Consider the following 21635-nt stretch of genomic DNA (forward strand, 5'->3'; position numbering starts at 1 on the left):
ATACATACAAATTGAACCAACGCTATCATTACGCAACAAACACAAACAACATTTACGACAGCAACCCGACAGCATCAACAATCCGTGAATGCGCACGTATATGCTCCAACGCTTCCATAAAAGGATTATGCTTTACAAGAACGCATACGACATCGGAATCGGCAAGCGCACTTTCAAGAGAAGCCAGTGACATATTCTGCTGATTGATTTTTGGGGGCAACGCATCCAGGTACGGCTCCACCGCCAGTACGCCACAACCAAGGTCCGCGATACGCCGCGCAATGGCAACTGCAGGGCTTTCCCGCAAGTCGTCACTATCCGGCTTGAATGCCAAACCAAGACAAGCCACCTTGATATCTTCCATAGTCCTGTCCGGATGTTCCCGCAGCACATCGGCAATGACGCCCTCCACCCTGCGCAACATCCACTCTGGCTTGTAATCGTTCACCTCACGGGCCGTACGAATGATCCGCGCCTCTTCCGGAGCAGTATCGACAATGAACCAAGGGTCTACGGCTATGCAATGCCCACCGACACCGGCACCAGGCTGCAGAATACCCACTCTCGGATGATGATTCGCCAAGCGAATCAACTCCCACACCTCAATGCCAAGCTTGTCGCAAATAATGGAAAGTTCATTGGCAAAAGCGATATTCACGTCACGAAAACTATTTTCCGTCAGCTTGCACATTTCCGCCGTGCGCGCGTTCGTGGCCAGAAGCTCTCCACGGACGAAAATCTTGTACAAGGCAGCCGCCATGTAGCTTGCCGTTCGTGTCATGCCCCCGATGACCCGGTCATTATCAACCAGCTCCTGCACGACGCGACCAGGCAATACCCTTTCTGGACAATAGGCGATCTGAACATCCGCGGCTTCGCCGGCCTGCTGCGGGAAACTCAAGTCGGGCCTGGCCTCCGCCAGCCACACGGCCAGCCGCTCTGTAGTACCGACCGGCGACGTGGACTCCAGCACCACCAGATCATTCTTTTTCAGCACGGGAGCAATCGCCATGGCCGCCGCCTGGATATAACCCAGATCAGGCTTGTAATCGCCCGTAAACGGCGTTGGCACTGCGACAAGAAATGCATCGGCCGGTTCAGGCACGGTCGTCGCGCGAAGATATCCTGAAGCAACGGCAGCCTGAACCAGCATTGCAAGATCAGGCTCGACAATATGAATTTCCCCCCGATTAATGGTATCGACCGCATGTTGATTTATGTCTACGCCAATAACACTCTTCTTTCTGGACGCGAACAACGTTGCGGTCGGCAATCCGATGTAACCAAGGCCGATCATCGAAATCGTAGTAAACATTTCCATCTCCACGGATAAGAACAATTACACGCGGCAAGACTGCGGGCAGCAAGCCGCGATTACACCGCGAGCCCAAAAAACTCGAACTTAAATTCACACCTCACGGCGGTCGCAGGCGCGGCTCGTCAACAGGAGCGCAGGATGTCCTTGATCCGGATCGCAGCCAAACCGTCCCCATACGGATTGTGCGCGCGCGCCATCGCGCCATACGCTATTGGGTCGTCAAGCAGGCGGTTGGCCTCGGTCACGATCCGGCTCCGGTCCGTGCCGACAAGCCTGACAGTGCCTGCGTCCACCGCCTCGGGTCGCTCCGTGGTGTCGCGCATCACCAGAACCGGCTTCCCCAGTGATGGGGCCTCTTCCTGGACCCCACCCGAGTCGGTGATAAGGAGTTCGCAACGGTTCATCAGGAAGACGAAGGGCAGATAATCAAGCGGATCGATCAGGATGACGTTGTCGACATGGCCGAGAATTCTACGGACAGGCTCCTGCACGTATGGATTGAGATGCACGGGATAGACAATCTGGACATCACCTCGCGATGCGATGTCCGCCAAGGCATGGCAGATGCCCTCAAAACCCTTGCCGAAGTTTTCCCTGCGATGCCCCGTCACCAGTACAAGACGCTTCGCATCATCGAAAAACCCGAAATACCTTTCCAAATCACCGCGCAATTTCACATCGCCATTAAGGAGCTCCGTCACTTCCAGCAAAGCGTCTATGACAGTATTTCCCGTAACGTGGATATCGCTGTCAGCTATCCCTTCTTGCAACAAATTCTGCCGCGCTTTTCGGGTTGGCGCGAAGTGAACATCCGCAAGAGCTCCGACGATGCGGCGGTTCATCTCTTCGGGCCACGGAGTATACTTTTTATAAGTCCGCAAACCTGCTTCTACATGACCAACACGCACTTTCGCATAGTACGCGCCCAAGCTTGCGGAAAGCGTTGTCGTCGTATCTCCATGAACAAGCATTATGTCGGGTGTCCACTCCATGCACACCTCACGCACCTTCAACAATACGCTACTTGTGATATCCGTAAGATCTTGTCCAGGCCTCATGAGATTCAAATCGAAGTCTGGTTGAATTCCAAACAGGTCAAGAACCTGATCAAGCATCTGCCTATGCTGTGCAGTTACACAGACTTTTACATCGAAATCCGTGTCTTTCAGGAGGGTTTTCACCACCGGCGCCATTTTGATGGCTTCTGGACGCGTTCCGAAAACCAAAAGAATCTTCATGAAATCCCTCCAAAACATTCTTGCCTTACATCAACAGGAATACATGAAAAACTTGATGCAAGTGCCTACGCGTCAATCCGCGGAACAAAAATAATGCGCCTCACGGGAAGCGCTCATAACATTCATCGCCAAGTTCAAAACATCATCATAACATCGCTTCACGCGCCACGGAACACCAAGCCCATTTTCCCCAACTCACGCCCCCTAAGCGGGACATCTTTTTCTGTATACCCCGCACGACTTGCATTTTTCTTACAACACCCATGGGGAGAAGGAATGCCGTGCACCTCCCGCTACGAAATCGCCAGCAGCAGGCCACGAAGACACCTGCCCCACACCGCGCCGGTACACCATGAGCCATCCATCGCCCCTGTCTCATTTCGCCGGGACAGAGCGGCGCGCCGCCCACCGCAAAAGGTCCCCGGCCCTGCCGACAGCCTCAGCGCACCCGCGACTCGCAGACCGTTCCGCGAAAGAGAGCCGAGAATCCGGCCTCATGGACTGGAAGGAATTGCAAACGCCCCGGATCGACATCACCGCCATGACAGCAAACATGGCGGGCTTGCCCCCGCCCGCGCGACGCCATTGCCGCCATGTCAAAAGCAAGCGCCACCACTGCCGCATGCCGCTTGCCGCTTGCAGCTTGCAGCCCGCCGTGGTGATGGGGGTGGGCCAACGCCCAGCCATTATGCACTCACGGACGTTGACCCACGATTGCGGGCGGTTTAGGTAGAGCTTGCGACAACTTCCCATATCGCCTGCAAGCAAAAAATATCTTTTTGGCGAGTATAAATCAAGCAAAAGCGTACTTGCAGGCTTAATATCTAAAAAACTTGCAAAATCTAGACGGTGTGACGGTAATCACTCTGCCTAGTGTTGCAAGTTAGCTTGCAGGCGCACATCATGGAAGACTCCAGTTGGACCGAGACTCTCAAACGCCTGTACGAGGCCACCAACACAAAAACCGACGCCGCCTTGGCTGCGGCTCTCGGCCTTTCGCATCAGGCGGTCTATAGCGCCAAGTCAAAGTCAAAGATTCCGCCGTCATGGATCTATGAGGCCGCACGGCGCTACTCAGTTTCAGCGGACTGGCTGTTCTTCGGGCGCGGGCCAATGCACCCCGGGGGGCAGCCCACCTCAACAATGCCGCATGCCCCGGAGGTCGCCCGCAGACTGTTGACGCCCTTTGCACAGCCCGACGGACAGGAGACATCGCGACCGGCGCACGCAATCCCGCCCCATTCCGTGACCAGGGGCTCGGAACCCGACTGCGACATGATGCTCGTCACCAAGGTGAAGGCGCGCCTTTCCGCTGGTGGCGGCAGCCTGGAGGTCAATGGAGAATCCGCAGGCCACTATGCGTTCCGCTCCGACTGGCTGTGCCGCAAGGGCTCACCGGCCCAGATGGTGCTCATGAACGTGGTCGGCGACTCCATGGCCCCCGACATCCAGGACGGGGACATGGTGCTCATCGACCAGGGCAGGACCGAGATCATCCCCGGCGCGATCTACGCCGTGGGTGTTGACGACGCCGTGTACGTCAAGCGACTGGAGGTTCTGCCCGGCCGCCTCGTCATATCCAGCGCCAACCCGGCATACGCCCCCATAGAGATTCATCGCGAAAGCCAGGACATGGAAAGCATCCGGGTCATCGGTCGCGTTCTCTGGTGGTGCCGCGAGGCACGTTAGCGGTAAAACCGCCCTTCGTTTCAAGCGCAACGGCGCTGTGTCGCCGCACGGGCGCGGGCGGCCCCGCCGGGTCGCCACCAGCAATCATCCGGGAGAGCGTTGCCCCTGAAAGCGCCGTTCGCTCCAGATGATTGGCGAGAATGCGCCGCTTGCGGAAACCCGCGCAGGCGCGAGGTTCTCTCCAGACAAAACCAGGACCGCCCCTTCAGGGACGGTCCTGGTTTTGCGGACGAAAAAGAGGAGGCCTTGCGGCCTCCTCCCGGTGCATCAATTCCAGACGTGCCTAGAAGCTGTACTTCAGGTTGAAGCCGAGCCGCCAAGCGTCATCGAAATCGTTGTTCCAGACATCTTCGTCAAGATCGGCGTTGATGTAGCTCATTTCGACGAGGAGGTCCAGGTTCTCGTAAATCTTGTAGAAATGATCGAAGTTCACTTCCCAGGCGTGGTCCTTGTCCGTCATGTACAGACCATTGAAAGCCATCACGGGCGAACCCAGGCCAGCGTTGGCGACCATGTCCTCATCGTTGGTGCCGGTCATGTAGACAATGCGCACGGTGTGCTTCAGGTTCTCCATGAAGGAGATGTCGGCAAACTGCACGCCAATGCCCCACATGCCGGTACCGCTGACAGAGGCCAGGGAATCGGTGTTGATGGGCGCGCCCACCTTGTCGAAGCCGAACGAGGTGGGGCCGAAGTCGGGCACGATGTACGGCATGCGCTCGGAGCCGTTGGTTTCGTCGTCGTCGTCACCAGTGGCGTACCACGCGAAAATGCCGGGGGTCACCATGTCCATCTTGTAGTCGACGGCGCCAATCACCATCCAGCCCGAACGATCCATGCCTTCGTCGTCGCTCTCCACATTGCCGTACATGGCATCAAGCTTGAACGACCAAGGCGAGAGCATGCTGACTTCGAACGAAATACCGCCCCACCACGCGTCGGTTTCCTGACCGAAGCTGCCGGTCGGGACATCGCTCGGATTGGGGTTCACGGGGCGCAGGCCATAGGCAGCCTGGTTCAAGGAAGCGGTATTGGCTCCATTTCCGGCAATGTCACGGCCAATGGCGCCGTACATGCCCCACGGGGTGATCTTGGCGCCGTCGAGCGTAACGGGCACCACGATACCGAAGAGGTCGGCCTCGTCGTACCGCGTGTTGCCAGCCTCGCCGCTCTGGTCATCATAGGGGCGCGCCCAGAAGACAGTCACGCCGACCATGTCGCTGGCCTGGTAGGAGAGAGTAAGGGCGGCCACGTCGTCGTCGAGGACCGGAGAACCGGCCACGGCGCCGGGCAGCGCCAGCCCCTGGATACCCATGCGCACCTTGAGGGTGGTATCGGGCACCAGCCAGTCGATGTACGAACGCTTCACTTCCACGGATTTGCCGTCGGCGCCGAGGGCGCCGTCGTTGCGTCCCCAGACAGTATCGCCGATTTCGAAGTAGATCACGCCACGCAGGCTCTCGCTGGCGATGACGTCGATCTGCGTGCGCAGCCGCTGGGCGGCGTGGAAGGTGTCTTCGTTGGGGCCACCGTTTTCAGCGCTCTGGAAGTCGGGGTTATCCAACCATTCGAAGCTGAAGTCCCACTGTCCCTTGGCCTTGATATCGGCAGCCGAAGCGCCGACGGCGCTGCCGCACAGCAGCATGGCTACGGCCACAATCATGATGATGCGTTTCATTGTTCCTCCCTTTCTTTGGAAAACCGCTACGCCTAGCCTGATGCGCCGTAGAACATCTTGTAACGTTACGAATTTACCGCACCTTCCTGCCATTTTCCTTACATGGGCGTTCTCCCGGAAAGCCGAAGCAAAAAGCTGGGGCCCGGACCTCAGGGCGCGCATCCGCCATTCTGAAAATCCGAGTCCCATTCCAGGAAGGGACTACACCGTAACCGCTCCATCTCATTTTTTTCCCACATCCCGCCGTCCTGCGAGACGGCCATAGTGCAGGCTATCCGCCCCCCCTCATTCGCTGCTCGCCCACCGGCAACCACCGAGGGGTTCAGCCTTTTGTTCCCGTTTCTGCCGGGTTTCATGGCCAAAACCACGCGCGAACCTTCCAGGGAGCGGTATCGCTTCATGCAGTATTCGCCGTACCGGGCGCGGAGCTTTCCGCATGCAAAAGGGGAGGCGGCGCGGCCTCCCCTTGAGGGATGCGTGAAAAGCGGTACGTCCCGAGGGCAGCATTCCGCGTTGCGCCAAGCCGCTATGCACCATCCGGCACCTCGCGCCTGCATGTCTCCATCGAAACCAGTGGCGATGCACCCGTCTCGCCCATAACGGCAACGACCAAAAACCATAGCCCCGGGAATGTTCACACCGCCGCGTGTCACGGCAGGCAGGGCAAGCCCTCGTATCCGCCGCGCATGCTCATCCCGCAACCGTGTTCAGCCCGTGCAACATGCAAGGAACATCCTCGGAGTTCCTTTCGGGTCGATACCCATTCCGGCGATTACGGACCCGTCGTCACTGACGCCCCTCGCGTCAAGCAGCCGCCAGCCGCCCGAATCCACCCCTCGTGTCCGCAAAAAGTCCCCTAGTGGCCGCATGCCGCTGTCCGTGCTCCAGCAAAAGGCCTGCCTCCCGGAGGCACTGTCACCCTGCCCGACGACAATGGCTCCATCGGCGCTTACCCCATAGGCATAAGAATAGCTGCCGCCAAACAGCACACCAAGCCGTTCGATCCCGCCGGAACTCGTCCAGCGAAATGCGACATCGTCCCCAAGCACGCCGCTATGCCCCACCACAATAGAACCATCCGCACTGACGGCAGTCGCAGCCGAGTCTTTGGCGCCAGGCAGCACGCCGAGCGGCACCATACCGTCCGCACCTGTCCAACGGTACGCCTGAAAGCCCTCGGCGTACTGGCTCTGCCCCACCACAACGCCGCCATCGGCGCTCACGCCGTAAGCGATCGAGTGAAATCCTCCCGGCAGTGTTCCCAGCCCCTGCATTCCGGAATCCTCCCCCCAGACGAATGCCTGACTGCCAACAACGCACTCACTTTCCCCCACAACCACGGAACCGTCCGCGCTCACTCCATATGCGTAGGAGTTCCCCCCCCAAGCCAAAGCGCCCAGCCCGATCATGCCGGTTTCCTCGGTCCAGAGAAACGCCTGATGCACGGGTGAGGAATAGCACTCGCCCACCACGGTGGTTCCATCCGCGCTCACGGCATATGCGTAGGAATATTCCCCACCGAGTTGCAACCCCAGTCCTGTTATGCCGGTTTCGCGCGTCCAGCGGAATGCCTGCGTCCCGGAGAATGAATCACAGCCCCCTACAGTGACGGAGCCGTCCCTGCTCACTCCATAGGGATACGCGTAGCCTCCTCCAGACAAAAAACCCAGCGGCAGCATGCCCACACGCCGCACCGGGTGACCCGCCACTGAAGGAGAAATGCCCCGCCCGGCATCGTAACGTTCCTGAGTACTTATCATACAGCCTCCGAGACAGGTCTTCGCCGAAAAATTCCTGTTCCGGCAACTCGTGCACGTCCCCCGTGCCGCAGGACCGCACGAATGGAGACAACCGTGACAGCATGAAACCCGCGGCAGTTCCAATGGCATGGTTTTCCACCGTCAGACGCGGAAGACCAAAAACTGCCGTGCGCGTGACTTCTACTACAGAGCTACTGACTTTTTCCTTGCACACACGACCACCCAGAAGACAATTGAGTATAACAATTGATTTTTTTAAAAATTGCAATGTAATCCCTTCAACATGCAGTATAGCCTGCGAAGTGAGCACATACGGGAGGCAGGGCAGTGCCTTACACCCTTGAGCAAGAGGGTGATGCCTCCGAGCGTGCGAACGTTCGAGATGCGCGAGGTGGACAATGAACCCAAAATACCTTTCGCCGCGCCAGCGAGAAGGCCTGCTCAGACGGGATTCAGAGGCATGGCACGCATTCAGGGCTTTGCTGCCAAATGGAATCTCCGATGAAACAGCCACACTACTCGCGTGCTGCATTTCCGAATGCACGCACGTGGAGTGCTCGGCCGCCAGGATACTGGCTCAATGCCCCATGGATTTCATCGTGGAAGCCCTCCCGGACGACATCTGCAGTGCCCCGCCATGGGATATGGACAGACGGGCACGGTGGGTGACCAGAATATTGGCCAGATGCAAAACCACGAATCTCACGGAACTACTCGGTCTCATATCGGGAACTGTCCGGGATATCCGCCTGTTCTGTTTCAGACTTCAATATGAACTGCACCAAGGGCGGGCCATGATGAATGATGACCAGATGAACGATATGTCCGCCAACCCATACAGACCTGGAACGGTCACGAGCCCTCCGACGGCCACGGAATGACCGTATTGCGGCTTCGCCAAGAGCGGGAGCCCAGGGATGGAGCGCTCCGGGGGGGCAAAGGCGGACCGAGGCCCCCCACCGGTTGCCACGGGTTCCAAGCGCACCTTCCCATCCGATGCCCGTACCTGCGGGCAAGCAGGGGAGCCACTCTCGCCTCCCCACCAAAGGTCGCGTGAACCGCACGCACGGGCAATACTGCTATTTTCCCCGAAAAAAACCAGAACACCCAAGCGATGCGAGAGCATCGGCAGTTCCGGGACAGGAAATCCGTATGCAGGCAATAGCACTCACCATGCGGCACCACACACTGCCGCCATCAGAGAAGCAGAGCGAGACCTATCTCACCATTCGTCAAGCGTGCAAGCAGACCGCACGCTCCGTTGACGCGCTCTACAAGGCGATCCAGCGCGGCAGGGTAAAGGGTGCATGCATGTGGCCAAAGCGATTTCTGCTAATCGAAAGGGATACGCTGCTGGCATGGGCCGCCAATGCCAAGCGAGGGCGTCCACGCCGCCACGTCACAGGCTGAGAAAAGGCATGGCCGCCAACAACGAGCGGCGATACTTCCTGAAACAGTCATTTGTCCCACTGCATTCTCTGTACATGGTTCACGAGGCTGATGACCACACGCGACGCCTGCCTTCGGCGCCGTCCTTATCACGTACCTTGCCAGCCGCGAAGCTTGCCGCTTCGCAGTCGCGGTCACTGCATTCGCCCGTCGGCCCAAAAAACGAAAGCTACAGTCTACCCCTCCCGACAATAAAAATCCCCCGGCCTGCCCCCCGCGCATAGCGCGGGATTTTCTACATACAAAGATGGGACCCAGATGTCTCCGGGCCCCTTTTTCGTGGCCGACTGATCCACCTCCGGAGGGCAGAGCCTTTATACGCCCACGACCAATGGGACGGCCAAGGAGCACCGGCCCACGACCACGCTACATCTTCAGGCCCAGGGCCTTGGCCACGCCCGCGCCGTAGGCGGGATCGGCCTTGGCGCAGTTGCCCGCATGGCGGCGCTTGATCTCTTCCGGCGCGTCGCCCATGGCCCGGGCGGTGTTCTGGAACAGTACTTCCTGCTGCTGCGGGGTCATCAGGCGGAACAGGCGTCCCGGCTGGTCGAAGTAGTCCACGTCGTCGCAGGTGTATTCCCAGTGCCCCGCCTCGCCGCTGAGGGCCAGCGGGGGCTCGGCGAAGTCGGGCTGCTGCTGCCACTCACCGTAGCTGTTGGGCTCGTAGGCCAGGGTGCTGCCGTGGTTGCCGTCCACGCGCATCATTCCGTCGCGGTGGTAGCTGTGCATGGGGCAGCGCGCGGCGTTGACCGGGATCAGGTGATGATTCACGCCCAGCCGGTAGCGGTGCGCATCACCGTAGGAGAACAGGCGGCCCTGCAACATCTTGTCGGGCGAAAAGCCGATGCCCGGCACCACGCTGGCGGGGTTGAACGCGGCCTGCTCCACCTCGGCGAAGTAGTTTTCGGGGTTGCGGTTCAGTTCCAGCACGCCCACCTCGATGAGCGGGTAGTCCTTGTGAAACCATACCTTGGTCAGGTCGAAGGGGTGGTAGGGGCAGGTGTCCGCGTCCTTTTCGGGCATGACCTGCACGTACAGGGTCCAGCGGGGGAAGTCGCCGCGCTCGATGCTGTCGTACAGGTCGCGCTGGTGGCTTTCGCGGTCCCTGGCCACGATGGCTTCGGCCTCGGCGTCGGTCAGGTTCTTGATGCCCTGCTGGGTGCGCAGGTGGAACTTTACCCAGTAGCGCTGGTTGTCCGGGCTGATGAAGCTGAAGGTGTGGCTGCCGAAACCGTGCATGTGCCGGTAGCTGGCGGGGATGCCCCGGTCGCTCATGACCACGGTGACCTGATGCAGCGCTTCGGGCAACGAGGACCAGAAATCCCAGTTGTTTTTGGCGCTGCGCATGTTGGTGCGCGGGTCGCGCTTCACGGCGTGGTTCAGGTCGGGGAATTTCAGCGGGTCGCGCAGGAAGAAGACCGGGGTGTTGTTGCCCACCAGGTCCCAGTTGCCCTGTTCCGTGTAGAACTTGATGGCGAAGCCCCGGATGTCGCGTTCCGCGTCGGCCGCGCCGCGTTCGCCCGCCACGGTGGAAAAGCGCACGAAGAGGTCGGTCTTCTTGCCGATTTTCGAGAACAGGGCGGCCTTGGTGAATTTCGTGATGTCGTGGGTGACGGTGAAGGTGCCGTACGCGCCGGACCCCTTGGCGTGCATGCGCCGCTCGGGGATTACCTCCCGGTCGAAGTGGGCCAGCTTTTCCAGAAACCACACGTCCTGCAGCAGCATGGGGCCGCGCGGCCCGGCGGTCATGGCGTTCTGGTTGTCGGGTACCGGGGCGCCTGCGTTGGTGGTGAGCTTGTGCTTGGTCATAGATTTCTCCTTGTTGATATCGCCTCAGGAGTCAGATAAGGCCCTCCCCGCAGGGATGATCCACATATCGCCGAGGCGCACGGGAGCAAACGCCAGAACGTTCGCTCCTGGCCTCGCGGCGTTTACTCCAACATCAACATAACCCCCCTCCCGTTCCCGTCCTTGTCTCCCCCCGCGGGCACGACCTTACCCCCGGACAGGAACACCCGTTCGCCCAGCGCGGGCTCCAGTTCCAGCAGCTTGTCACGCACCGCCCTGGCCCGCGCGACCGCCAGTTCCTTCAGCGACTCGGGCGTCACTTCGTAATGTTCCTTCAGCGCGGCCTCCATCACGTCCGCAGGTTGTGATTTGGTGAAACCGACCACGTTGCGCGGCTTGTCGAAGGGGGCGTCCTTGTACACCTCGTCAAGCAGATCCTCGTATTCGTCCTTGTCGATGGTCACGTCGTCAACGTTCACCCGCGCCCGCTCGGCACGCGACAGCGAGGCGTGCTTGGCCTCGCGCAGGGCGCGCAGCAGGGCCTGTTCCTTCAGGCCGCGCGTGTCGCCATCCGGCTCGGCCGTACCCTGCACTTCCAGCTTCAGGCGCGGGCGCTGCCGCAGCACCTCGACCACCGCGCGCAGGTCCTTGTCCGCCGCCTCGTTCAACGTTGCCACGCCCGGCGCGAACTCGATGTACCGCATGTCCCTGCCGCTGCTGCCCAGGCTAAGCACACTGCCCACCAGCGCAAAGGGCGACGTGACCACCTTGACCATCAGGTTCAGCACGGCCTGCATGACCACCCCGCCCAGACGGAATTCCGGGTCGTCCATCCGTCCCTTCACGGGCAGGCGCAGGTCCACGTTGCCGCTCATGTCCTGCAACAGGGCCAGCCCCAGCTTGACCGGGTAATTGGGGGCATCTGGCCGGTTGTCCTTGTTGCCCAGTTCTATCTGGCTGAGGGTGAAATGGTTGTCGGCATCCAGCACCCAGTTTTCCGCCTTTACGGCCACATCGGCAGAAAAGCGCCCGTGCTCCACGGGGTAGGCGATGTACTGCACCGCGTAGGGCGACAGGGGCACCAGATCCAGTCCGGACATGGTGAAACGCATGTCCGCGAACACGGGATGAATGAGCGGATTCACCGTGCCGCCCACCAGCACCGGCACCCCTTCGATGCCAGCCCGCAGTTGCACCTCGGCCCGCGAGGCCGGGTCCAGCGAAACGCCGGAAATGCGCCCCTCGATGTCGGACATTTCCGCAACATAGGCCGGGGACATGCGCTCATCGCGGAAGCGCAGCGCACCGCCGGAAATGGACAGGCTGCCCACGTCCAGCGTGGTGAACGGCCCGGCATTGGGACGGGCCGCAACCGCCGCGCCGTCACTCTGGGCAGAAGGTGCGGGTGGCGGCGATGCCGAATCCGTGACAGGCCCCGACGCGGCCTTGGCAGGCTGCGCAGCGTCACCCGCCGGGGCCCTGGCGTCCTTGTCCGCTGCCACCGAAGGCTTCGCATCCTCCGTGGTTGCCACCGGGGGCTTCGCGTCCTTCACTGCCGCCGGGGGCTTCGCGTCATTCGCTGCCACCGGGGGCTTCGCCCCCAGGGCCCGCCCGATGCTGGTGGAGCCGTCCTTGAACACCACCACCGAAAGCTTCGGCCTTTCCAGCCCCACCTCCTGCACGCGCAGGGAAAGATCGCCCGAAGGCTGCTGGCCGAAGCGCAACCCGCGCACCGCAAACCGCCGCAGAGAGGCAAGCTCCTGCTTGCCCCCGGCCAGCTTCAGCGACAGGTTGTCCAGACGGGCCGCGCCCTCCACGCTTACCTCAAGAGCCGGTTCCGCCGCCTGTCCGGCGGACGCGGACGTGCGGCGTGCCCTGCCCGTCGGAGCCGCCGACGCAGGTTGCTCGCGCAGGGCCACCTTGAGTTCCGACGATACCTCGCCACTGCCGAACAACAGGTCGCTCACTTCGCCCAGGTACGGGTCCAGCGGGCGCAGGTCCACCTTGGCCAACTTGCTGTCCACGGTCAGGTGCAGCGGCTGCGCCGTACCCTTGGCCTTGATGCCGATGGCGCCCTGCTTCTGCCAGCGCGCGGAAAAATCCATGTCCAGCGGCGCGCCGCGTTGCGGCGACAGCGGACCAGTGACCAGACGCATCCCTTCCAGGGTGAGCACGCCCGCATCCTTGGGTTGCCGGTCCTCGAAGGTCACGCGGCCCTCGTCCATACGCAACGAGGCCACGGATACCTGCCACTCCGGCCCTTCCGGCGCGGGGGCGGTTTTTTGTGCGGCGACACGTGAGGCTTCGCGCGCTGCCGGGCGTTCCTGCCCCCTGCTCATTGCAGATCGAGCCGATCGGGCGGACGCGGGCTGTGCCTTGCCGGACTCTGCGGGGGACGCCCCCCCCGCCAGCGCGGCAAGGTCGATGATGCCGTCCTTGCCGCGCACCACCCGGACGTCCGGCTTCGTCAGCGTCACCGGCCCCACGGCCACGGTGCGCGCCGCAAGGTCCACACTGGTGTCGGACACTTCCAGCTTGCCCAGACTCACGGAAGGCTGCTTCTGCCCGGTCGGCGCCCCGGCCAGGGACAGAATGAGTCCGGACACCTGCGCCGCGCCCTTGCGCAGCACAAGGCCGGGGGCATCGGGCGCGGCCAGGGAAAGATCTATCTCGCCCTGCACGCCCGTGGCCCCTGCGTCCAGCGACAGGGGCAGGGCCTGGGCCACGTAGCCGCGCACCGGCACCAGGGGCAGGTCGCGCGCATCCAGCCGCAGGGCCACGCCCAGCGGTTCCAATGTCAGCGTGCCCTCGGCCTTCAGCGTGCCCGCTGCGGCTCCCGGCTTGGTCGAGGCACCGGACGTGGCGGCATCACCCGCCCCAGCGCCGCCGTCCATGCGCAACGACGCGGTGAACGCCCCGCCGCCCTTGGGCTGCAGCTTGCCGCCGGGCGTGGCGAAATCGGTCAGGGTGGCATCAAGGCCGCTCAGGCGCACCACCGCGCCGCCCGGCACCGAGGCGTCCTTCCAGACCACCGTGGCATCGCGCAGCCCCAGGGTGCGCACGTTGACCACGAACGGCGGCTCGTCCGACGCCACGTTTCTGGCAGAGGCCTTGGCGGGTACGTCGCCTGCCCCGATTCCGCCAGTTCCATTGGTGCCGTCAGTCCCGGTCGCTCCAACAGAAGCGCTGGCGGCCATTGATCCATTCCGCGCCACGTCGGCCTTTCCTGCCTGGTCCTGTTTCGCCCGTTCCGCCGGAAACGGCTGCGTCCGGGTCTGTTCCTGCCGCTTCCCACCTGCCGGGGCCACGAAGCCCAGCCAGTCGATGGAGCCGTCGGCCAGCCGCCCCACCCGCGCCAGCAGCCCGTCCAGGTCCACCCGGCGCACGTCCACGTGCCGGTCCAGCAATGAAAATTGCTCCACCTCCACCACGCCGGAGGTCAGGCCCAGCACCGTGTCCTTGCCGTCGGGCGCATTCACGCGCAGGTCGTTCAGGGTCACGGAACCCGCCAGTCCGAATTCCACGTCGTGCGCAGCGGGCTGCTCCACCACCAGCTTCAGGTTCATCCCCAGCCGCCCCGACTCCAGGCGCAGCGGCGTGAACGCGGCCAGGTATTCGCGGTACCGGGTCAGGTCCACCTCGTCGGTGACCACGTCGAACTCGGTGCGCAGGTGCTCGGCAAAGGGCAGCAGCCGCCCCTGCACAGTCAGCGCCTTGCCGTCCACCGTGGCGTTCAGGCTGGGGGTAATGGCCCGCTCGCGGTCGCGCGCCATGGTTGAGGTGAACGGCACCACGAACTGCAATTCGGTGATGGTATGGATGGTCTTGAGCGGCGCGTCGTGGAAGATCACCGTGCCGTTGACCACCTCGAAGTCGCTGGCCGCGAAGGGGAACAGCGGTTTGTCCACGCCGTCCGATGGGTCGGCGCGGTCCGCTCCGACGGGCTTGCCGCCATCGCCTTCTCCGTCCGGCGGGATGAATTCCGAGAAGGAGTAGCGCCCATCGCCGAAATGGGCCACGTACACCACCGGGTTCACCAGCCGCACGTAGGCCAGCACCGGGGCAAGGCGTAGCGCGGCGGAAAGGCCGGGCGAAAATTCCAGCGCGTCGAAGGTCAGCATGTCGCCGTCGCCCGTGGGATTGGGCACGCGCACGCCCTGAATGGACAACGCCCACGTGTACGGGTTGAAGCGCACCTTTTCCACGGTGCAACGCACCCGCAGTTTGTCGGCCAACTGATTTTCCAACACGCCGCGCAACAGGGGCGGCATGGCCAGCCCGGCCAGCACGCCCCATGCCGTGACGATGCCCGCGATGATGTACGCCCAGCGGCGCACCTTGCTCCCGGACCATCTCCGCCCCTCCCGTACCGCCTGTTCCGTGGGCAGTGGACGCGCATTTTTCCCAAGGGCAAGCTTCATGGCCGGTCACCCGATTCCATCGACTCGCTGACAGTATGCGGCATCCCCCCACGAATGACGAATCCCTGGGGAAGCCCGTCAGGATTGGTGCCGACGCCGGCAATGGTCGCACCATCCGCGCTTATGGCCCGGGCGGTATACAACATCCACCCCTCCGGCATTGCACCCGCCGCCTGCGCATGCTGTTGCAACGAACGCATCCCCTTGCCACTGATCCAAAGAAATGCCTGGTCACCGGAGTGGGAACCACTCTGCCCCACCACCACGGATCCATCTTCGTTCACGCCATATGCAAAGGAACGGTCTCCTCCGGGCAGGCATCCCAACGCCTCCATGCCCACGGGACTGCTCCAACGGAACGCCTGCGGTCCGCTGGGGGTGTCTCCGATACCGACTACGACCTTGCCGTCGGCGCTCACGGCCTGCGCAAACGAATACGCCCCTTCCGGCAACATGCCGAGCGGCTGCATCCCCTTTTCCGGGGTCCAGCGAAATGCCTGAAGCCCTGCAAATGAATCGCTGCCACCAACGATCACCGAACCATCGGCACTCACGCCATAGGCGTACGAATAACTGCCGCCAGGCAAGAAGCCGAGGCCCTGGATTCCGGTCTCCCTGGTCCATCTGAACGCCTGGAGACCGGACGCCGAATCTCCTTCCCCGACCACGGTGGAGCCGTCCGCGCTCACCTGATACCCATACGAATACGTTCCCCGCGCAAGAAGTCCAAGCTGTTGCGCACCGGACGCCAACGTCCACCGAACGGCCTGAATGCCCGCTGGCGATGAACTGCCCCCGGCCACCACCGTGCCATCCATGTTTGCCCCGTACGCATAGGAATAATTACCGTTACGAAGCACACCGAGCCTGCCCGTGCGTTCACCGATCCCCCAGAAGAGGGCTTCGGAATTACGGGCAAGGGCATTGCCTTTTCCCACGACGACGGAGCCATCGCCACTGACTCCATATACTTGCGAAAAACTTCCTCCTGGAGCATTCGGCAACGCACGGAATCCCGATTCCGTGCGTTCCGCTGATATGGCAACGCTACAAGGCAAAAGCCCCACGACCAGCAACAAGGTCACGCATGGCTTACGCAACATGGCCCAAACGAGGGATACTGACATGAAAACTCCTGTACTCGGATCATGCGGCACAGTATATGACCGCCACAGGCGGCCCCAGCATCCGCCTGGCATTCATTCCAATAGCCTTCGCGACCGCCACGCCCGGCACGCACAGCAGGGCAACGCCGCAATCACATGTCGGCATGCCGTGCATGCATCCCGCAAGGCATATACACCCAACTGCCAGTCACCTTTGCCCACGGCCGTGATGCACGACAACTCGCCGCGCCATCGGATACGGACTTGGGAACAGTTTGCCGATCTAGCGCCCGTGTACCCGGTTCCATCCGCGCACGAGGGTGTCAGCGCTGGCCTCCACCCCGCTACGGGCCGCATCCCAGCGCCCGAAGCCCCGGATCGGATCCAGTTCCGTTACGGAGCAACGCTCCATGAACACCAGCAACCGCGCCCCGGTACGGGCATCGGTCAGTTCGCCGCCGATCAGGATACCGCCCATCAACGCCGCCGTCCCCGAATCATCAAGGGATGAAAGGTCGATGCGCCCAAAAGGCGTATCGAATGCTGCATCACTGGGTACGATTTGCGTGGCCTGCATGCCGAAAATCATCAAACGCAGCCTAGCCACCCCTGGTCCCGGAGTTTCCGTCACGTCCCATCCTCCGCAGCGCAATGCTTTCACGAAGATGTCGTGCATCGCGAAAGACATTTCGGCCTTTTCATCAAGGGACGTGTCCCCAAACGTCTCCGGGCGTTCCTCGCGCAGCACCACTGGCGCGACCTGAAATTTCGTATAGCCGCGCAACAGTTCCCTCTCGCGGGAATAGAGCAGCCCTCCGGATGTGGGGCGGGCCGACAACAGCGGTGCGTCTTCGACCGCTCTGGAGAATCTGCCGCCGCATCCAGCCATGCAGGACATGATCAGAGCCAGCAGAACAGCCGAAAACCGAGTTCCCGCGGAACACGCTTGGGGCCGGGGCAGACACAGGTGGGTCAAAACCGCATGCATGCGTTCCTCCAAACGGATAATCAAAAAGTCGGGCCTGGGAGGCCACGTCAACCAGCATGTGACAACCAGAAAAACAGCCGTCTCGTTGCCCACGCGCCGAAGTGAACGTGCGACGGAACGTAACGACCGGAGTCGCATGGCGCCTGTCCTCTCTCGCCTCGCGGCCTCTGACGATACCCGTTATATGTCCTGATACGACGCAAACAGCACCGGTCCGCACGTATGGCGCCAGCCCGCGAGCCTGCCGGAATCACCAGCTATCCCCCGAAACATCTCGCCCGTACACCACGCGTGTTTGGCGGGCCGACAGCACCGACGAAGCCGCATGCTGGAAAGCCACAAGGCGGCATCATCAAGCGATCAAAGACCTTCCAGCGGCAACAGCGCGACAATGGCAAGCAGGCGTGCCGCCTCTCGCGCGAACAACTCCACGCAGCTTTGCAGACCGTCATCTTCCGTCTGCTTGCGAAGGCTGCACAACCCGTCATGGGCAAGGGCCAGAACATTCTCGATGCGCGCCCGGTCTTCTCCCCGCACGCAATTCTGGAGCATGAACTCGCCTGTCGCGATCAGCAGCGCACGGTCGCCCACCAGCGCTTGGCGATCATCATATCTTCCCACATGCGCCATGGCGGCGCCCAACTCCCTGGCCTCGCCTATCAACATGTCGAGACGCGGCATACCTGATACCTCCTGACAGGGGACGTCGAGCATTTTAACGGACATGCCGCCGCAGCACGACGCCCCCGCTCTTCACCCACCGTTACTTCCACCCGGAATACAACGACATTGCAGTCTCATGCCCCCCGGCCCGGCATAACGGAACTACGTAGCGGGGGCATACAAGGGCATCACTGGCGGACAAGCACACCATCCGGAGGCAACGCGGCAAAAGCACAAGCCAGACGCGCCATTTCTCGCGCAAAGACAAGCACGCAACAACGCAATCCCGTTCCGGCCCCCTGAGGTCGACGAAGCCGACACAGGCCTTCCTGTGCTTGGTCCAGCAATTGGCCTACGACATACACCGCCTGACCGGGAACACACTCGCGCGCCAACCGGTTTCCCGTTGCCATTAGCAAGGCACGGTCATGCAGCGGCGCCCTGTAATCCTCGTGCCAGCCCACATACACCATTGCGGCAGCCAACTCCCTCACCTCGGCGATGAGCCTGTCCTTCGATGTCATGCCTTGCCCCTGCGGAATCGACGGAATGAAACCTCAAGTCATTTTTAGTGCAATATCTATCTCACATTTCTGACATTTATCGCACCACAACGGTTCGTTGCAGATCATACACAACCCCACCCAACGCTGGGATCCGGTCCCGATAACGGCGGATCGACGGACGCAAGCCGCACCGCACCTCCCATCTCCCCCTCTCCCGCGTCGCCGCCGGCCACTCGCAGCAGCTTGATGGCGGCATGTCGATAAACAAGCCGCTCAGCGCATCCCCATGCCTGCCAACGCGTCATACGCCACGAGAGCGTTTCACGCTCCCACCGACCGGCGGCGTGCCGATTCGGCTGAAAGGAACAGAATCGCCGTGCGCCGCCCTGAAGGCTCCACAGGCGGTGCGGCGGCGGCATGACATGGGAGAGACAGGGATAATTCAGACACGCAGACTGACGATACACCTCGGTGCGCGGCGGAAACGCATCTGCAGCCTGGCGGAATGTCATGCAGGCCGCATGGACTCGCTACCCGGTGACGACGTGGTCAGTCGGATCGGACTGGTGGTACGACGAAGCATTCCGCAACAGCCACAACCCCACCGACTTTCTACCGACGGGTTTGCGGAACCGAGCGCGGTCGAAGGAGATTATCCGGCAAGCACTATGCAGCGTGCTTGCCACAGCGAAGCATTGCCCCCCCTGAACAGTCGCACGCCGGGATGCGAAGCCCATCGGCCCGGTCGAGTCGGCAGCGCGGGCCAAGGACACGGAACAGCAAAAGCCCGCGTCAAATTCATACGCACCGACGGGCGACACTCCCGACTGATGTGCCGCCGCCGGGACAGAACAATAGCCTGACACAGGTGGCGCGCTTCGGCGCCGTATCCTGCAACGGTGCACATCCAAGACGCACAATGCGTCCAGCGAAGCACCCCGCAGGGAAGCACCCTTCCGTCCGCAACTGGCGGTGCAGTGTTCCGAAACAGCGCGTCTGGCACGCGATACCCGGCGCCCACTACATCCCCACATCAAAAAACATCCGCCGTACAAGGCGCGAAGGAGGCACGGCGCCTTTCTCCCACGTCACGCCGTCCGTTGCGGGGAAATACACGGACCTGCCATACGGGTTGACCGGCAACACTCCAGCGACATCCCTCGCCAGAAAAAACACGGAGGCACGGAGCACCATGCCATCCGTGACCGGATTTCTTCCCGCTGACCTAACGGCCTTCACCGCAGAACGTATGGCCGCGCCCGATATCGCCTCCGATGCCGCCATGGTAATCTTGTCATCATAAACTATCTCGATAGCACACAATTTCCTGGTGTATTCAGAAATAACTATCTGGTACGGGCCATAATCCTCGCCTCTCCCAATCGCCATGACCACGGCCTCGAGAATGTCATCCTGCTCTTCTTCCAGCTTCGCTTGTTCTGCATGTAGCCGTTCCGTCCGCGCGCCCTGCGCGTCGGCAGCGCAAGCAGTCGCAGCCCCGCCCAAAGGCATTGGCACACCGGCGGCACAGGCAATCATCAACATGAGAGCGGCAACCATCGCCAGCATCGGGCTTTTCGCCCTGTTCCTTGCAGCAGGCGCATCTACTTGCCGTTGCGTCCGCTGCACATGATATCCCTGAACCACCCACCTCAGCCCAAAATGCGGCCCCTCGTATTTCGGGGAAACAAGCGCAACACCGCCCCCCCCCTTTCCCTCCAATTCATGCAGCACAGTCACAACACCTCCTTATGGGCGAACTCCATCTCCCTCTACATACTGCCATCAGTCTGATTATTAAATTGCACCTTGCGTGTATCACTTAAAAACGGAGCAACGACTGATATTTTCCTTACATAAAAAACATCTGACACTCTACCGCAGTACAATTTTTAGAAATAACACAGAGCGACGGCTCACGACAGCACCACAAATATTTTAAGACAGGAAAATGTAAGCTATGCGCATTGCCATGTCGCGCACAAAAGGTAAGTAAAAAGTCAGTAGCGGCCTGACGTTATTCTGCAACCCAGCAACCCGCCATAAGCATCCGGAGGATATTGGCATGAAAAAAGCGTGTCTTGCAGAATTTTTTGGAACATTCTGGCTGGTCTTTGGAGGGTGCGGCGCGGCGGTTTTTGCTGGTGGGGCAATCGGCCCGGTTGGCGTATCTCTGGCTTTCGGACTTTCTGTACTGGCAATGGCCTGTGCTGTCGGGCATGTTTCAGGCGGGCATTTCAACCCGGCTGTTTCCGTGGGGCTTTTGGCGGCTGGACAGTTCCCCCCAAAGCAACTCGTCCCTTACATCCTTGCGCAGACCATTGGCGCCATAGCGGCCGCCACCGCGATATACCTCATCTATCGCGGCGCACATCCTGTCGGCAGCCTGAATGGCTTCGCCGCCAATGGCTACGGGCAACTCTCTCCGCAAGGGTATCCCATGCTTTCCGCCATACTCGTCGAATTCATACTAACGTGTGCCTTTCTGCTGGTAATCCTGGGGGCCACGGACTACCGCGCTCCTGTCGGCTTTGCCCCAATTGCCATCGGACTTTGTCTCACCCTGATCCATCTGGTCGGCATCCCCATCACGAACACCTCCGTCAATCCAGCCAGAAGCCTCAGCCAGGCCCTTTTTGCCGGCCCCGAATACCTGGAGCAGGTATGGCTGTTCTGGCTTGCCCCGCTTGCGGGCGCCATCACTGCCGGACTTCTCTACAGGATATCTTTCATCACAAAATAGTGTAATACCCCACCGTGCTGGGCCTGCCTCACGCAGTCCCAGCACGGATATCGCCTGATTCACCATGCACACATATTTTAGTATAACTTCAAAAACAATCACAAACACACGCTTTAACATCAAAACAAAAAGACATCCATTCGCTTTAGGACTCCAACTACTCCCGTCGAATATTCGCACGACACTCTGCCACATCCAAACCATGGCCACTTGCAGCGCAGCACAATACGTGATGCTATACTTTAAAACAAGTATAGAACACAAAGAAATAGCACCAACACTACAGCA

The 21635-nt window shown here is 61.1% G+C and carries 13 protein-coding genes and 1 pseudogene; 3 read left to right on the top strand and 11 right to left on the bottom strand.

Annotation, left to right across the window (positions count from 1 at the left end; all coding sequences use genetic code 11):
* Nucleotides 1-52 precede the first annotated feature (52 nt).
* Together wecC and wecB are read right to left on the bottom strand one after the other, a co-directional pair.
* Nucleotides 53-1315: a UDP-N-acetyl-D-mannosamine dehydrogenase gene (wecC, locus tag DESTE_RS03825; protein ID WP_035065221.1), complete on the bottom strand. Its 1263-nt coding sequence runs from the start codon at nucleotides 1313-1315 to the stop codon at nucleotides 53-55.
* Nucleotides 1316-1440: 125 nt separating this feature from the next.
* Nucleotides 1441-2556, bottom strand: coding sequence for a non-hydrolyzing UDP-N-acetylglucosamine 2-epimerase (gene wecB / locus DESTE_RS03830; protein WP_035069609.1), 1116 nt, complete (start codon nucleotides 2554-2556; stop codon nucleotides 1441-1443).
* 903 nt (nucleotides 2557-3459) lie between these two features.
* Here wecB and DESTE_RS18655 point away from each other — a divergent pair.
* Nucleotides 3460-3660 (top strand): annotated as a pseudogene (locus DESTE_RS18655) (helix-turn-helix domain-containing protein); the annotation flags it as partial.
* Between the two features lie 171 nt (nucleotides 3661-3831).
* Nucleotides 3832-4245, top strand: coding sequence for a S24 family peptidase (locus tag DESTE_RS18320; protein WP_245590718.1), 414 nt, complete (start codon nucleotides 3832-3834; stop codon nucleotides 4243-4245).
* A 283-nt stretch (nucleotides 4246-4528) separates the two neighbouring features.
* Here the strand turns inward: DESTE_RS18320 and DESTE_RS03840 are convergent, their stop codons facing one another.
* The 9 genes from DESTE_RS03840 to DESTE_RS03890 form a co-directional block, all read right to left on the bottom strand.
* Nucleotides 4529-5923, bottom strand: a complete 1395-nt coding sequence (locus DESTE_RS03840; RefSeq protein ID WP_035065225.1) for an outer membrane homotrimeric porin — start codon at nucleotides 5921-5923, stop codon at nucleotides 4529-4531.
* A gap of 707 nt (nucleotides 5924-6630) precedes the next feature.
* Complete coding sequence (locus tag DESTE_RS03845) at nucleotides 6631-7683, bottom strand: hypothetical protein (RefSeq protein WP_198015320.1); 1053 nt, start codon at nucleotides 7681-7683, stop codon at nucleotides 6631-6633.
* Between the two features lie 1815 nt (nucleotides 7684-9498).
* Nucleotides 9499-10941: a catalase gene (locus DESTE_RS03860; RefSeq protein ID WP_035065231.1), complete on the bottom strand. Its 1443-nt coding sequence runs from the start codon at nucleotides 10939-10941 to the stop codon at nucleotides 9499-9501.
* A 122-nt stretch (nucleotides 10942-11063) separates the two neighbouring features.
* On the bottom strand, nucleotides 11064-15257 hold the full coding sequence (locus DESTE_RS03865; protein ID WP_035065233.1) for a DUF748 domain-containing protein: 4194 nt from the start codon (nucleotides 15255-15257) through the stop codon (nucleotides 11064-11066).
* An 80-nt stretch (nucleotides 15258-15337) separates the two neighbouring features.
* Nucleotides 15338-16468: a hypothetical protein gene (locus tag DESTE_RS03870; RefSeq protein WP_198015321.1), complete on the bottom strand. Its 1131-nt coding sequence runs from the start codon at nucleotides 16466-16468 to the stop codon at nucleotides 15338-15340.
* Nucleotides 16469-16730: 262 nt separating this feature from the next.
* Nucleotides 16731-17435: a DUF3313 domain-containing protein gene (locus DESTE_RS03875; RefSeq protein ID WP_051384297.1), complete on the bottom strand. Its 705-nt coding sequence runs from the start codon at nucleotides 17433-17435 to the stop codon at nucleotides 16731-16733.
* A 360-nt stretch (nucleotides 17436-17795) separates the two neighbouring features.
* Complete coding sequence (locus tag DESTE_RS03880; protein WP_035065236.1) at nucleotides 17796-18116, bottom strand: hypothetical protein; 321 nt, start codon at nucleotides 18114-18116, stop codon at nucleotides 17796-17798.
* Between the two features lie 170 nt (nucleotides 18117-18286).
* Nucleotides 18287-18622, bottom strand: a complete 336-nt coding sequence (locus DESTE_RS03885) for a hypothetical protein (protein WP_035065238.1) — start codon at nucleotides 18620-18622, stop codon at nucleotides 18287-18289.
* 1002 nt (nucleotides 18623-19624) lie between these two features.
* Nucleotides 19625-20344, bottom strand: coding sequence for a hypothetical protein (locus DESTE_RS03890; RefSeq protein ID WP_156925259.1), 720 nt, complete (start codon nucleotides 20342-20344; stop codon nucleotides 19625-19627).
* Between the two features lie 325 nt (nucleotides 20345-20669).
* On the opposite strand from DESTE_RS03890, the gene aqpZ reads away from it, so the two are divergent.
* A complete protein-coding gene (aqpZ, locus tag DESTE_RS03895; protein ID WP_035065242.1) occupies nucleotides 20670-21347 on the top strand; it encodes an aquaporin Z in 678 nt (225 codons plus the stop codon).
* The last annotated feature ends 288 nt before the right edge of the window (nucleotides 21348-21635 follow it).

It is taken from the genome of Nitratidesulfovibrio termitidis HI1 (genome assembly GCF_000504305.1).
GTDB classification, from domain to species: domain Bacteria; phylum Desulfobacterota; class Desulfovibrionia; order Desulfovibrionales; family Desulfovibrionaceae; genus Cupidesulfovibrio; species Cupidesulfovibrio termitidis.